The 13,016-nt window shown below is 69.3% G+C and carries 15 protein-coding genes and 1 tRNA gene; 8 read left to right on the top strand and 8 right to left on the bottom strand.

Going from position 1 to position 13,016, the window contains the following annotated elements; translation table 11 throughout:
• Positions 1 to 244: 244 nt before the first annotated feature.
• Complete coding sequence (locus OZN99_RS14265) at positions 245 to 469, top strand: DUF3489 domain-containing protein (protein WP_270935907.1); 225 nt, start codon at positions 245 to 247, stop codon at positions 467 to 469.
• Between the two features lie 236 nt (positions 470 to 705).
• On the opposite strand, the gene OZN99_RS14260 is transcribed toward OZN99_RS14265, so the two are convergent.
• The 6 genes from OZN99_RS14260 to OZN99_RS14235 all read right to left on the bottom strand — a co-directional run bounded on the left by OZN99_RS14260 (position 706) and on the right by OZN99_RS14235 (position 5,129).
• A complete protein-coding gene (locus tag OZN99_RS14260; protein ID WP_270935906.1) occupies positions 706 to 1,419 on the bottom strand; it encodes an RES family NAD+ phosphorylase in 714 nt (237 codons plus the stop codon).
• Positions 1,416 to 1,832 carry an MbcA/ParS/Xre antitoxin family protein gene (locus tag OZN99_RS14255; RefSeq protein ID WP_270935905.1) on the bottom strand — a complete coding sequence of 139 codons (417 nt, stop codon included), beginning with the start codon at positions 1,830 to 1,832 and terminating at the stop codon, positions 1,416 to 1,418. Before OZN99_RS14255 ends, OZN99_RS14260 begins: the two co-directional genes overlap by 4 nt.
• A gap of 267 nt (positions 1,833 to 2,099) precedes the next feature.
• On the bottom strand, positions 2,100 to 2,504 hold the full coding sequence (locus tag OZN99_RS14250; RefSeq protein ID WP_270935904.1) for a hypothetical protein: 405 nt from the start codon (positions 2,502 to 2,504) through the stop codon (positions 2,100 to 2,102).
• Entirely contained in the window at positions 2,501 to 3,571 is a 1,071-nt protein-coding gene (locus tag OZN99_RS14245) for a site-specific DNA-methyltransferase (protein WP_270935903.1), read from the bottom strand. Before OZN99_RS14245 ends, OZN99_RS14250 begins: the two co-directional genes overlap by 4 nt.
• Positions 3,568 to 4,095, bottom strand: coding sequence for a hypothetical protein (locus tag OZN99_RS14240; RefSeq protein ID WP_270935902.1), 528 nt, complete (start codon positions 4,093 to 4,095; stop codon positions 3,568 to 3,570). Before OZN99_RS14240 ends, OZN99_RS14245 begins: the two co-directional genes overlap by 4 nt.
• A gap of 194 nt (positions 4,096 to 4,289) precedes the next feature.
• A complete protein-coding gene (locus OZN99_RS14235; RefSeq protein WP_270935901.1) occupies positions 4,290 to 5,129 on the bottom strand; it encodes a phage/plasmid primase, P4 family in 840 nt (279 codons plus the stop codon).
• 37 nt (positions 5,130 to 5,166) lie between these two features.
• On the opposite strand from OZN99_RS14235, the gene OZN99_RS14230 reads away from it, so the two are divergent.
• Positions 5,167 to 6,263 (top strand): IS3 family transposase gene (locus OZN99_RS14230; RefSeq protein WP_270935900.1). Its coding sequence is split into 2 segments (ribosomal slippage): positions 5,167 to 5,374 and positions 5,374 to 6,263, totalling 1,098 coding nucleotides; the frame shifts between segments, so codons are not numbered across the junction.
• Positions 6,264 to 6,285: 22 nt separating this feature from the next.
• Complete coding sequence (locus OZN99_RS14225; RefSeq protein WP_270935899.1) at positions 6,286 to 6,546, top strand: hypothetical protein; 261 nt, start codon at positions 6,286 to 6,288, stop codon at positions 6,544 to 6,546.
• Positions 6,547 to 6,848: 302 nt separating this feature from the next.
• On the opposite strand, the gene OZN99_RS14220 is transcribed toward OZN99_RS14225, so the two are convergent.
• Positions 6,849 to 9,236 carry a methyl-accepting chemotaxis protein gene (locus OZN99_RS14220; RefSeq protein ID WP_270935898.1) on the bottom strand — a complete coding sequence of 796 codons (2,388 nt, stop codon included), beginning with the start codon at positions 9,234 to 9,236 and terminating at the stop codon, positions 6,849 to 6,851.
• Positions 9,237 to 9,537: 301 nt separating this feature from the next.
• Positions 9,538 to 9,612: transfer RNA gene (locus tag OZN99_RS14215), tRNA-Gly, on the bottom strand.
• Between the two features lie 101 nt (positions 9,613 to 9,713).
• On the opposite strand from OZN99_RS14215, the gene OZN99_RS14210 reads away from it, so the two are divergent.
• From OZN99_RS14210 to OZN99_RS14190, 5 genes are all read left to right on the top strand, one after another.
• Positions 9,714 to 10,229 carry a prolyl-tRNA synthetase associated domain-containing protein gene (locus OZN99_RS14210; protein WP_270935897.1) on the top strand — a complete coding sequence of 172 codons (516 nt, stop codon included), beginning with the start codon at positions 9,714 to 9,716 and terminating at the stop codon, positions 10,227 to 10,229.
• Positions 10,230 to 10,310: 81 nt separating this feature from the next.
• Positions 10,311 to 11,273, top strand: a complete 963-nt coding sequence (locus OZN99_RS14205; protein WP_270935908.1) for a tetratricopeptide repeat protein — start codon at positions 10,311 to 10,313, stop codon at positions 11,271 to 11,273.
• Positions 11,274 to 11,362: 89 nt separating this feature from the next.
• Entirely contained in the window at positions 11,363 to 12,022 is a 660-nt protein-coding gene (locus OZN99_RS14200) for an LON peptidase substrate-binding domain-containing protein (RefSeq protein WP_270935896.1), read from the top strand.
• Positions 12,023 to 12,052: 30 nt separating this feature from the next.
• A complete protein-coding gene (locus OZN99_RS14195) occupies positions 12,053 to 12,250 on the top strand; it encodes a Trm112 family protein (protein ID WP_270935895.1) in 198 nt (65 codons plus the stop codon).
• Between the two features lie 12 nt (positions 12,251 to 12,262).
• The gene (locus OZN99_RS14190) at positions 12,263 to 12,631 is read left to right on the top strand and encodes a DUF971 domain-containing protein (RefSeq protein WP_270935894.1); all 369 of its coding nucleotides are present in this window, start codon (positions 12,263 to 12,265) and stop codon (positions 12,629 to 12,631) included.
• The last annotated feature ends 385 nt before the right edge of the window (positions 12,632 to 13,016 follow it).

The raw sequence follows: 13,016 nt of genomic DNA, 5'->3' as shown, positions 1-13,016 counted from the left end.
GGAACACCTGCTTGGCGATGTCGAGGCCAATGGTCGTCACCTGCATGATCGCTCCTCCTCCGCTAAGTGGCACCGAAGGCCAGCCTCGCACATCGGCGCAGAGAAGCGGGGACCGTCCATCCCATCAGACATGGCAGTCGAGCACGAAGGCGATGCTGCTGGTGTCTAGCGACGCATCGGCAAAGTCGCCGCGCCGTGCGCCGCCCTCGCCGGCAAGCCGCCCCGGCAGTCGCGCCAGCCCGGCGTGCCGCGCAAGCCGCGCGAGGGCACAAAGCAGGCGTCGGTCCTCGCCCTGCTGCGCCGGCCCGAGGGCGCGATCGTGGCGCAGATCGACGAGGCAACCGGCTGGCAGGCCCACACGGTGCGCGGGTTCCTGGCCGGGCTGAAGACGCGCCAGCGCATCGCAATCGAGGTGCTGGAGCGGGTGCGCCAGGTCGGCCGGGACCGGCAGGGTGCCAAGGGCTCCTAAAGCATCTACCGCATCGCCGATGCCGGCTGACCGGCAGGGCAGGGGCGTCCCGCGCTACGCGGTCGGGCTCTACCGGGTCTCGACCGCGGAGCAGGGGCAGAGCGGGCTCGGGCTCCCTCGGCGGCACATCCGTCGCGCGAGATGCCGGTGCGAAGCGCTTACTCAGGGGCCAGCAGCCGCTTCGTTCGGCCGCCGCGCCGACAGAGGTGAACAGCGCTCGGCCGCGCGACACTCGGCTATCCGACCCGGAAAACCCTCGACGGTGTCGAGACCTCGCGGACTAAATCCACGCGTGCACCGTCCCAGTGGTAATCGAGGTGCCGCCCCTGCACCACGCTGCCGGCAAGGTCCGGGTAGAATAGGCCGGCGCATTCCCCGCCCGCGTCGCCCACGCTCGGGTAGACTAGCCCCTCCGAACCAGCCACGCGCAATGCAACTGCCAACGCTTGAGCCGTGGCGTATGCATCGGGATCCAAGGCGGAGGCGAAGTCTCCTCCGCTGCGCAGGTCGTGCAGTTCGCCTCGGACGTCGAGCACAAGCTCCCGGAACTGCGAGGTCCAGCCCGGCTCCTGTGTGGTGGCCACCATGAACCGCTCGTGATGATGGATGGTTTCCGCGAGCGCCGTCTCAAAGGTTCGGCCGACGTAGAGGACCCCGTGGCGGCCGTCGCTGAAGCGGCTCGGCCGGTCCGGGCTGGCGTGAGTAAAGGGCGCCATGAGGTACGACGCGCCTGGCCCTGAGACCCGGCGTGCCGGCAGTACCTGGTCGAGGTTGCCGATGGCTTCCTTGAGACGAGGGTTGGTCTTCATCTCGGCCGCGATCAGCAGCGGCCAGTCCTCTGGATCGGCGATATCCTCGAATAGGTCGATCGGCGGATGGATGCTGCGGATGATCCGGCGCGCCCCGACCCACTGGACCCCACTCGTCGACACCGAGGCCGGGTCGATCACCAGCCGCCACGCTCTGCGTCGAGGTAGCGCCGCACCCGCATCAGGTCGGTGAGCTCGCCGCCCAGCATGACGTCGAGAGCGGAACGGCCGCCGAAGGCCTGGTTTGTTGTCTTGACCCAGCCATAGCCTCGCTGCGGCTCCCGGAAGACGACCCGCAGGGCCTTGTGAATGCCAAGCAGGTTCGACAGGCGTGCCTTGCCGTCGCGCCCGAGCCGCCCCGGCGCCCGTGTAGCCTTCCACCGGGCCAGGGTTCGCGGCGGGACGTCGAGCAGCACTGCGGCCTGCTCGTCGGTCACGTTCCAGCGCTGGAACAGGTTGAGAACCGCTCGGAACGCCGCCTCGGCCTCCTGGTCGGTGATGGGCTCGGCCGAATAGTCCGGATGCCGCGTTACGATCTCTGTCAGGGCGAGCATCAATCCCTCCGCCTGCCATTCGGCTCAAAATGGACTCCGATCGGCCAAATGGCAAGCGACGATTTGGGTGCCGTCTCCGCGCGTTATCCCCCCATGCCTCGCACGCATTTAGCTTTGCCCGCGCTGGCCGCCGCACGCCCGGTCGCCGCGCCCAGAGCCTGTCAAGGCAGGGAGAGATCAACGATGGTTAGGGGCTTGTCGCACTCACCCTGTTCACCACTGAGCAACGGTCGTTGGTCGGTGGTGAGCAGATGCGATGCGGCGTGGCTAGGCGCCAGTTTCGTCGAGGGCGCGGCCGGCGATGCGCGCGAGTTCGTCGTCGCTGAGCTGATCGGTGCGCTCCACCCCGCTGATCACCTTCCACACGACCGCAGCAGGCCCGTCCTCTCTCGGGCCGACCGAGATGTCATGCCTCTCGCGCCAGCCCGCCCGCGCCTTCATCCAGAAGATCGGCGCTGCGACGTTGTTGCCCTCGGTCGCCATCCGGAACAGCGACTGCGCCACCTTGGTCGTCGCCTCGATCGAGCCGCGGTCCCGCTCCGCCCGGAAGTGCTTGCGCAGCGTCTTGGCATCGATATCGAGTAACGTCGCGATCTGCTCCTGCGGCACCCCGAAACCGGCCATGGCGCGCACCGTCCGGCGCTCCTCGGCGGTCGGCGCATGCGCCGTCACGACGCCTGCTCCGTTGCCACGCCGCGTGCCTGGGCGACCTCGGCGAAGCTCGCCCCGTCGCCCTCCAGCCGCGCCACCTCGCCGGTGAAGGCCTGCCAGCGCGCCACCGCGACATCGACATAGGCCTGCGACAACTCCACCGCTTGGCAGGCCCGGCCGGACATCTCGGCGGCGATGAGCGTCGTCCCTGAACCGCTGAACGGCTCGTAGACCGCCTGGCCAGGGCTGGAGTTGTTCTCGATGGGCCGCCGCATGCACGCCATCGGCTTTTGCGTGCCGTGCACCGTCGCCGCGTCCTGGTCGCGGTACGGGATCTGCCAGAGCGTGGTCTGCTTGCGGTCCCCGGCCCAGTGGCCCTTGGCGCCGTCGCGCACCGCATACCAGCAGGGCTCGTGCTGCCAGTGGTAGTGGCCCCGCCCGAGCACCAGGCGGTCCTTGGCCCAGATGATCTGGGCACGGATGTCGAAGCCGCAGACGGTGAGGCTCTCGGCCACGGTCGTGGCGTGCAGCGCGCCGTGCCAGACATAGGCCACATCCCCCGGAAACAACGCCCAGGCCTCGCGCCAGTCCGCCCGGTGGTCGTTCAGCACGCGCCCCGTCCGCTTCGTGCCGGAGCCCTCCAGGGCCGCGTTCCGCCAGGCCGGGTCGTACTCCACGCCATAGGGCGGGTCGGTGACCATCAGGTGCGGCCGGACGCCGTTCAGCGCCTTGGCGACCACCGCCGGATCGGTGCTGTCACCGCAGGCCAGCCGGTGCCGGCCGAGCAGCCAGACATCACCCGAACGGGTGAGCGGTGTTTCCGGTAGGCCCGGCACCTCGTCGGGGTCGGTGCGACCCTCGGCCAGGCCGAGCTTGCGCGCCGCCATGAGCCGCCCGTGGCCGGCGATGACGCCGCGCTCGCCATCGACCAGGATCGGGTTGGTGAAGCCGAACTCCCGGATGGAGGCGGCGATCTGGGCGACCTGCGCGTCGGAGTGGGTGCGGGCGTTGCGGGCATAGGGGATCAACTCGGCGACCGGCGCCGTCTTGTAGGCCGGAAACATCGGCGAGGGCGGAGCAGCGGTCATTCGGCCTTGCCCTCCAGCATGACGGCGGCGCGTTCCTGCGGATCGACGAAGCGGCGGACGACGACGATCTGCTGGGCGACCGGCGCGTCGTCCTTGCCGGTGACCTCGACGGCGTGCTTCTCGCGCCAGCCGGCGCGGGCCTTGAGCCAGAATATCGTCGCCGCGATGTTCCCCGGCGTCGTGGCCTGCTGGTAGAGCGTCTGGGCCACGCGGGCATTCGCCTCGATGGTGGCGACGTCGAGCTCGTGGCGGAAGCGCTTGCGCAGCGTCGGGGGGCTGCACTTCACGACGAGCGCGATGTCGTCATGCGGGACGCCGTAGCCGGCCATCGCCTTGACCAGGCGACGCTGCTCGTCGGTCGGCGTGAAGGGCTTGGCTGGCATGCGGCGCTCCAGCGACAGCAGCACCAGCGCCGCTGCGCAGCGTGATTCTACGGGATCAGGAATCGTCGGTTCAATCAGCCGCAATTGCGATGCTCTACGCAGCGCTACGACCACGGCGTGAGAGGCGCTGTTTTTCTGCACGGGAAGACGCGCGTGTGTCACGACAGGACGGGCAGCGCCGGGACTCCCGCGCGCGCATTCGCTGTCGAGCGACGCATGCGTCGCGTGCGACGCGTGATCTCATTTGCCGCCCACACGCGTGTGCGTGCGCGCGCGTAGAGCGATCAATGCGAAGACGCGACGCACGCGTCGCTCAGGTCGCTGAGCCTGTGCTCCTATCCTTCCGGATCATCGCCAGTCGACTCCGACGGCACCCGCAAGCGCACCCCGCGGTACCCGCGACCGCGAAACAGATCGCAGTCCCGGACGCTCTTGAGCCCACGCCGCTGCAGCGCCGTGCCGAGCCACTTCGGGTTGTGCGGGCTCTCGCCGCGGTCGACCGCGTAGATCCGCCACGCATTGAACAGCACCTTGGAGACCTCGCCGAACGCCAGTCCCGTCTCGCAGCATTCCTCAAGCCATTGCCCCAGGATGTCCTGCTCGTCGAAGTACTCGGCCGTGGCGTCGACCACGACCTTGGGCGGACGAAGTCCCAGCCGCTGCCAATCCATGCAGCCCGCGATCATCCAGCGCAGAATGCCGGGCCATTCGGCACGAAGCTTGTCTGGCAGATCCGGATCCGGCGTCGCCGGCGCGTGCAGGAAGGGCACGATGTTGAAGCGGCGCCGTGCCGCTTGATCGACATTGTGCAGCACGGGCTGGTGATTACCGCTGATCGTCAGCTTGAACGCGGGCACATATGTGCAGAAGTTCTGCCGCATGAAGCGCGCCGTCACCGGATCCCCGCCGGTCAGCGCCTTGATGCGCGCTTCGGCCCAGGCGGAGCCCTCCTCCGTCTCTGTCGTCATCACAAGACGCGCGCTGTGCAGCATGGCCGGATCGGCCGAGTGCCGGTCGCCCTTCGTGGCGATAAAGGTGTCGAGCGCTGCGGTTGCCGCATAGCTGCCGAGGATGCCGCCGGCTGTCTGTGGTCTTCCCCGGTAGGAGTGGGCCTGCGGTATTGAGAGCCGCGGGAGCCGAGGGAGGCGGAGCATGGGCCGGAAGCGGATGCACACGCCGGAGGAGATCGTAGCCAAGCTGCGCCAGGTGTAGGTGCTGGTGGCGCAGGGGAAGCCGGTGTCGGATGCGGTGCGGGCGATCGCGGTGAGCGAGGCGACGTACTTTCGCTGGCGGGCGGAGTTTGGCGGGCTGAAACTCGACCAAGTGAAGCGGCTGAAGGAGCTCGAGCGGGAGAATGCGCGGTTGCGGAAGGCAGTGGCGGACCTGACGCTCGAGAAGGTGGTTTTGAAGGAGGCCGCCTCGGGAAACTGGTGAGCCCGGCCCGCCGGAGGCGCTGCGTTGAGCATGTGACGGCGAGCCTGGGTGTCTCGGAGCGCTTCGCCTGCCGGGTTCTGGGGCAGCACCGCTCGACGCAGCAGAAGCGGCCGCGGGGTGCGGACGACGAAGCGGCGCTGACGGCCGACATCATCGAGCTGGCGCGGCGCTACGGGCGCTACGGCTACCGCCGGATTGCGGCGCTGCTGCGGGATGCGGGTTGGGCGGTGAACCACAAGAGGGTGGAGCGGATCTGGCGCCGTGAGGGTCTGAAGGTGCCGCAGCGGCAGCCAAAGCGCGACAGGCTGTGGCTGGCGGACGGCTCTTGCATCCGATTGCGGCCAGAACACGCCAATCATGTGTGGGCCTACGATTTCGTCGAGGACCGGACAGACGACTGGGGGAGGTTCCGGATGCTCTGCGTGGTGGATGAGTTCACGCGCGAGGCGCTGGCGATCCGGGTGGCGCGGAAGCGTTCCTCGACGGACGTCATTGACGTGCTCGCCGATCTCTTCATCGCGCGTGGCATACCTGCGCACATCCGCTCCGACCAAGGGCCGGAGTTCGTCGCCGACGCCGTGAAGGGCTGGATTGTCGGCGTCGGAGCGACGACGGCCTACATCGAGAAAGGCAGCCCCTGGGAGAACGGCTATGTGGAGAGCTTCAATGCCAGACTGCGGGATGAACTGCTGAACGGCGAAGTGTTCCACACCCTCGCGGAAGCGCGCGTGCTGATCGAGCGCTGGCGGCGGCACTACAACGAGAAACGCCCGCACTCGTCGCTGGGCTACCGACCGCCAGCCCCAAAAGTCGTGCTGTTCGCGCCGCCACGCAGGGTAACCAGGCTGGGTGCCTCAACAAGAGGCTCTCATTGAACCCGGCCAACCTCATGGGGGCTTGCCACGCGCGTTCCGGTACCAGCGGCTTCTGGATGAGGGACGCTACGCTTCCATCACCGAGATGCCGAAAGGGGAGAACATCAACCGGGGCTACCTCGGCCGATTGCTTCAACTGACCACGCTCGCGCCGGACCTGGTCGAAGACATCCTGAACGGGCGCCAGGGACCAAGCGTCACGCTACCGCGGCTCTTCGGCCAGTTCCCTGAGCGCTGGCGGGAGCAGAACGCAAAGCTGCAGACTTTGCGTTCCGATCCATGAAAGCGCGTTTGCGCCACGCAGCACAGATGCCCGAGAGGAAGTCCGTCACCTGCTGGTTCAATTGCTCCGACCGCTGAGCCAGCTCAAAGGATGCGGCACAGGCCTGCGATGCGGCTGCGCTCGTCTGCGCCGCACACGCGCGCACGCCGTGAGCTGTGTCTGTCACCGCCTTCGTGCCCCGCGCTACGTCAGCAAGCGCACGGGGAATCTCGTATGATGCCAAAATCCGTTGTCTCGAAGGTGCCGTTCATACACGACGCAAATCACCCCCGCGTCGGGCTGAACGATTCTCAAACGGTATCTCATGCCGCAGCGCGGCGATCGAGCTGAGCGAGCATCACATCAAGTGCCGCCTCCGTGGCTTCGGACGCCACGAAAAGGAGCCCCGTCCCGCCCTCATCTTCCCGTGCGACCCGAGCAGAAATCGGGCGCAGGCCAGCGATGACAAGCTGCACCTCCGAGCCCACAGGCCGGTCTGGCCTCCCCTTCACCCGCGCCCCGCCGCGCGAGATGTTGTCCACGCGCGTGTCGAAACCGCCCCCAGGCCACTCGAGCCGCGCCGGCAAGTCAACGCTCTGGCGGTCGTAGCGGCGCCGGTCGCCGGCGCGTTCGAGCGAGGCCAGGAAGCCGTCCACCTCGCCGCGCAGCGCCTCGGCCCGCGTGCCCACCTCTTGCGAGACGACCAGTACGCTCTGGGCAGCCCCGCCGCCGGCCTCGGCAGCCGCGGCCAGCGAGCGCATCCGTGCGAGCACATCGTCGTTGCCGGTGACCGCCTCGTCCAGCCGGCCCGCGATGGCCCCAATCTCCGCCGCCTGGGCGTCAATGCCCTCGGCGATTTCCGATGCCGCCAGGCGCATCTCGGCCACGGCCTCGGCGATGCGCGCGATGCTGCCCGCGGCTGCGTTGGTGGAGCTTTGGACCGCCGCGATGCGCTGCGCTACCTCCTCCGTGGCGCGCGCTGTCTGGGCAGCGAGCGCCTTCACCTCCCCCGCGACGACGGCAAACCCCTTGCCCGCCTCGCCCGCCCGTGCCGCCTCGATGGTGGCGTTGAGCGCGAGCAGGTTGGTTTGCCCCGCGATGGAACGGATGGTCTCCATCACCGCGCCGATCTCGGCTGCCGCCGCGGAGAGACCATGAACCAAGCGCTCGCTATCGGCGGACTGCTCAACGGCGGCGGCCACCTGGCTGCCCGCGCGGCGCACGCCGGCCGTGACGGCCTGGGCGCTCTCACGCAGTCGGGTGGCAGCGCCGCGCGCCTCGTTGAGCCCAAGCGCGCCGGCCTCGCTGGCCGCCTGCACCGCCGCGGCCTCGTCGCGCGTCGAGGCCGCGAGCTGGGCCATGGTGCCCGCCGTCTCGCGCATGCGGGCGGAGGATTGGCCGAGTTCGCTCAGAACCCCGCCGATCACTGCGGAGAAATCGGCCGCGAAGCGCTCTGTCGCCTGCTGGCGACGCAGCTTGGCCTCCTGGTCGGCCGCGGCGCGTGCCTCCTCCGCGCGCGCGGCGATCAGGCGAGCGCGCAGCGTCTCCAACGCCCCGGCGACGCGCGAGATCTCCTGGGGCGGGCGGCCGAGATCGGCGCGCGCCTCCAGATCCCCGTCCGCGATGCGCTCGACGAGCATTGCAAGGCCAGCAGACGGCTGCGTGACACGCCGCCGCACAAACCAAACCAGCCCCAGGGCGGCCGCGATGGCCAGCAAGGTGAGCCCCAGCACAAGCGCGGTCTCGCGCGCCACCTGCGTCCCCATATCGGTCCAGTAAGCCTTGTTCGCATTGCCCGCGGCCACCGACAGCGCAGTTGCGAGGCCCAGCACCCGGCTGGATTCCTGGAAATACGCGTCGAAGCTGACGGGATAGGGCTGCTCCATACGGCTGGCCTCGATCAACGAGGCGCGCAACTGCGTGTAGCCGCCGCGATACTCGTCGACCAATTGCCGCAGCCCGCTCCGCAGTTCATCGGTCAATGCGGGGTGGCGCTCGATGGCCTCCAGCGCATAGAGCCGGCGGCGGGCGGGTGCGTCGAGCCCCTCCATCCGCCGCAGATCCTGTTCGCTAAGCCTGCGGCCCGCGGCGAGCGCCGTGGCAAGGTAGGTGCGGTCACGGCCGCCATATTCGCGCACGGCCCAGGCGAGGTGCTGCAGCTGATCACGGATCGCGACGCCGGCCGGCACCGGCTCAGCGATGCCTCGCGCGGTGCCACGGCGGTTCTCGATCTCGGCGATCAGGGCCGGGACCTCGGCAGCCCAGCGCTCCAGTACCTCGGGGTCACGATCGGCGAGTGGGCGGCGAAGCTGGCCACTCGCCGGGCGACGAAGTCCTGCCAATCCCTCCAGCCGCTGCTCGGTGTCGTGCGCCAGGACCATGGCCTCGGGCGTGCCCACCGCGCGCAGCATCCCGATTGCCTCGGTGAAGCCAGTTCCCGCCAAAGTGCGCTGACGCTCGATCATGTCGCGGAACTGAGGCGAGAGCGGATCGGGCAGTTGCAGCGCCACCTGGACGAGCGAGCGCTCCAACGACAGTTCGATCAACGCTTTACCCATGGTTGCCATCGCCACGGTGATCCCGGCCTGGCGCTCGGCGTCGCGCCAGTCGCGCAGGCGCTCGGGCACGAGGATGGCGGACAGCGCCAGCGTGCTCGCGGCAAGGACCGCCGCGAGACTTGTCGCAACTCGACCTATGGAAAGCTGGCGCACAGCGGGGCCTCCGTCTGAAGCGTGCACAAACCAACCACGCAATCATGAAGGAGACGTAATCACACGAAGAGCCTCGAGCGTTGACGAAACGTGGGGCTGCTCGGCGGTGACGGCGCAGTGAGACGAGGGACGGATAGCGTGCCTTCCAAGGGCACCAAAGCTCGCAACCAAACCCGGAGCGAGACGCCCGAAGGCCAGCCGTTGCGGTGCCGAAGTATCAAGCCTTCCGCGCAAAGGTCGGCCGAACCTGCGCCTCAGCGCCAGGGCACATCAATGAGAGACAGGTTGTCATGAGACCGACTGGAGCGGGCGAAGGGATTCGAACCCTCGACCCCAACCTTGGCAAGGTTGTGCTCTACCCCTGAGCTACGCCCGCGCTCCGTCGAGGGCGCGGCTTTTACCACGGCGACGCGGGATTGCAAGCCACCCACGGTGCCGGCAATCACCGGGCCCCAACCCTCGCCAAGACACCCCACCATGCCCGAGACGCCCAAGGCCCTGCTTGCGCGCCTCGATGCCCTCGGCATCGAGCACCGCACCGTGTCCCATCCGCCCGTCTTCACGGTGGAACAGAGCAAGGCGCTTCGCCCCGAACTGCCCGGCGGCCATTCGAAGAACCTGTTTCTGGCGCCCCGGAAGACAGAGGGACCCTTCGTGCTCGCGGTGCTTGAGGAAGACAGGCGGGTTTCCGTCAACGCCCTCGCGCGTGCCATCGGTGTTGCGCGGGTCGGGTTTGCGACAGCGGAGGAACTGCTCGCCCAACTCGGGGTCGAGCCCGGCTCGGTCACCCCTTTCGGCCTGGTCAATGCCAGGCCGGGCGCCGTGCGGCCGGTGTTCGACCGGCACCTGATGCAGGGCTTCGAATGGGTGAACTTCCACCCGTTGACCAACGCCATGACCACCGCGATCCGGCCCGCCGACCTGCTACGCTTCCTCGAGGGCCTGGGCCACGCGCCCGAACTGGTCGATCCGCCGGAGGCCGCCCCTGGCTGACCGCGGGCACGGCGGGGCCCCCATTGCCCTTCGCGCCGATGCTGCGCATCTAACGGGCAACAGGACTGGGGAATGCCCGCAATGGACGTGATCTTCGACCCGACCCGCCAGACCGCGCCAGGCGGCAACGGGCTGTCCGGCGCCGCCGGCGGCGCCGACCCGGTGAAGGACGGCGACCAGCGCAGCTTCATGCAGGACGTCATCCAGGGCAGCAAGGAAGTCCCCGTACTCGTGGATTTCTGGGCGACGTGGTGCGGCCCCTGCAAGACGCTGACGCCGACGCTCGAGAAGGTGGTGCGCGCGGCGCAGGGCCGGGTGCGGCTGGTCAAGATCGACATCGACAAGAACCGCGCCCTGGTCCAGCAGCTGGCCCAGATGGGACTGCCGCTGCAGTCGGTGCCGACCGTGGTCGGCTTCGTGCAGGGCCAGATCGCCGACCTGTTCCAGGGCGCGCTGCCGGAAGGCGAGGTCAAGAAGTTCGTCGAGAACCTTCTCAAGATGGGCGGCGGCAGCATGCCCGGCGCCGACCTGCTGGCGGAGGCGAAGGCGGCCGCGGAGCAGGGCGATCACCGCACCGCGCTCGAGCTGTTCGCCGCGCTGGCGCAGGCCGAGCCGGAGAACGCCGAGGCCTTCGCCGGCCTGGCACGTGCGCTGATGAACCTGGACGAGGAGGAGCAGGCGCAGCAGGTGCTCGACCAGGTGCCGGAGAAGCTGAAGGACCACGCCGAGGTCGCGTCCGTCCGCTCCGCCCTCCAGCTGGCGATCGAGGGCCGCAAGGCCCGCGAGAAGCTCGGCGAGTTCGAGCGCCGCCTGGCCGCCGACGCCGACGACCACGCCGCACGCATCGACCTGGCGGTCGCGCTGAACGCGATGGGCGAGCGGGGCAAGGCGGTGGATGCGCTGATCGAGGCGATCCGGCGCGACAAGGCCTGGAACGACGAGGCGGCGCGCAAGCAGCTGCTCAAGTTCTTCGAGGCCTGGGGATTCGACGACCCCGCGACCCTTGCGGGACGGCGGAAGCTCTCCACCCTTCTGTTCCGCTGAGCTGTCCCGTCGGGCCGCCGGCCGTGGCGCGCGATGCGCCGCGGCCCGGGGCGAGCCCAGGGCCGCCGCGTGCGGCCGAGCAGGAGACGATGCCCGCCTTCCATCCCGCCTTCGAGGATCTCCCCGCGGAGATCCCGATCTTCCCGCTCTCCGGCGCGCTGCTGCTGCCCGAAGGACGGTTGCCGCTGAACATCTTCGAACCGCGCTACCTGGCGATGGTCGAGGATTCGCTCGGGTCCGGGCGGATGTTCGGCATGGTGCAGGGGGACCCGGCCCTGCCGAAGACGGCGGCCGGGTCGCAGGTCTACCGCGTCGGCTGCCTCGGCCGCGTCTCATCCTTCGCCGAGACCGATGACGGCCGCCTGTTGATCACGCTGACCGGCGTGATCCGCTTCCGCATCGCCGAGGAGATCGCGGGGCGGCGCGGCTACCGGCGCGTGCGCGCCGACTATGCGGGCTACGCCGCCGATCTGGGGGTGGAGGGGCCGAAGCCTCAGCTGGACCGGGAGGCGCTGCTGGGCGCGTTGCGCCCCTATTTCCGCGCACGCGGCATCGAGGCGAACTGGGAGGCAGTGGAGAACACCCCGGACGCGATGCTGGTCACCACCCTCTGCATGGTCTGCCCTTTCGAGGTGGTGGAGAAACAGGCGCTGCTGGAGGCGGCCGGCGCCGAGGAGCGGGCGCGGATGCTGATCGCGCTGATGCAGATGGACAGCCATGGCATGGCGCCCGAAGGCCGGCCAAGCTAGACAGCGCCGGGATTGCGAGGGAATGCGGCGATGAGTGGCGAGACGGGGCATGCGGGCGCGCCGGTGGATCCGCGGCTGCTGGAGATCCTGGTCTGCCCGGTCACCAAGGGTCCGCTGCGCTACGACCGCGCGCGGTCCGAGCTGGTCAGCGAGAAGGCCGGGCTTGCCTATCCGATCCGCGACGGCATCCCGGTGATGCTGCCGGAAGAGGCGCGAAAGCTGGACTGACCGGCGGCTTGCATGCCGACGCCCACGGAAATCCGTCTGAATCGCGCCGAGCGGGTGCTGCACGTCACCTTCGATTCGGGCGAGCGCTTCGCCCTGCCGGCCGAGTATCTGCGGGTCGAGAGCCCCTCTGCCGAGGTCCAGGGCCATGGGCCGGGGCAGCGCGTGATCGTGCCGGGGCGCCGTCATGTCGGCATCCTGAAGGTGGAGCCGGTCGGCAATTACGCGGTGCGGCTGGTCTTCGATGACCTGCACGACACCGGGATCTATTCCTGGGACTATCTGCATGAACTCGGTCGCCAGCACGCCGAACGCTGGGCCGCCTACGAGCAGGCGCTCGCCGCCAAGGGGTTGAGCCGGGATCCGCCGCGCAGGCCGGCGTAGGGCCGCACCGGCGCTCCGGCGCCATGCCGTCGGGCCACTTCCGCGGATGCGCCATCGCGCGCTTCGGACAAATTCCCGGGCAGCCCGGTCCACGCCGTGACGCGGCAGTCGGTCGGGCCCGCTGGACGCCACGGCGCCCGGCCGCCCCGGGCGTGGCTGGCTGCGAAGGTGCGCGGCGGCGGGGATCTCGTGCCCATCCGGGCAGGGTAAAGGATAACATTCCCAAAAGTAAACGAGAAGCGGAGCCGCGCGGCTGCAGGTGCCGGGCCTGACCGGCCCGGCTTCCCGGCGATCCGCCCGGGCGGCTCAGTGGCGCGTGATGCGGCGGCCCTTGCCCTGCGGCCGCACCGGCGCGGCGGCCTTGCGCGGCGCCGTGGCGCGCAGC

The sequence above is a fragment of the Falsiroseomonas oryzae genome (assembly GCF_027856955.1).
Taxonomy (GTDB): Bacteria; Pseudomonadota; Alphaproteobacteria; order Acetobacterales; family Acetobacteraceae; genus Falsiroseomonas; species Falsiroseomonas oryzae.
This window is presented reverse-complemented; position numbering and strand designations above follow the sequence as displayed.

Bases quoted from the DNA above. Each gene is read 5' to 3' on its own strand.
- OZN99_RS14245 (WP_270935903.1), bottom strand. From the start codon at position 3,571: ATGACCGCTGCTCCGCCCTCGCCGATGTTTCCGGCCTACAAGACGGCG.
- OZN99_RS14195 (WP_270935895.1), top strand. From the start codon at position 12,053: ATGAGTGGCGAGACGGGGCATGCGGGCGCGCCGGTGGATCCGCGGCTG.
- OZN99_RS14255 (WP_270935905.1), bottom strand. From the start codon at position 1,832: ATGCTCGCCCTGACAGAGATCGTAACGCGGCATCCGGACTATTCGGCC.
- OZN99_RS14210 (WP_270935897.1), top strand. From the start codon at position 9,714: ATGCCCGAGACGCCCAAGGCCCTGCTTGCGCGCCTCGATGCCCTCGGC.
- OZN99_RS14190 (WP_270935894.1), top strand. From the start codon at position 12,263: ATGCCGACGCCCACGGAAATCCGTCTGAATCGCGCCGAGCGGGTGCTG.
- OZN99_RS14205 (WP_270935908.1), top strand. From the start codon at position 10,311: ATGGACGTGATCTTCGACCCGACCCGCCAGACCGCGCCAGGCGGCAAC.
- OZN99_RS14200 (WP_270935896.1), top strand. From the start codon at position 11,363: ATGCCCGCCTTCCATCCCGCCTTCGAGGATCTCCCCGCGGAGATCCCG.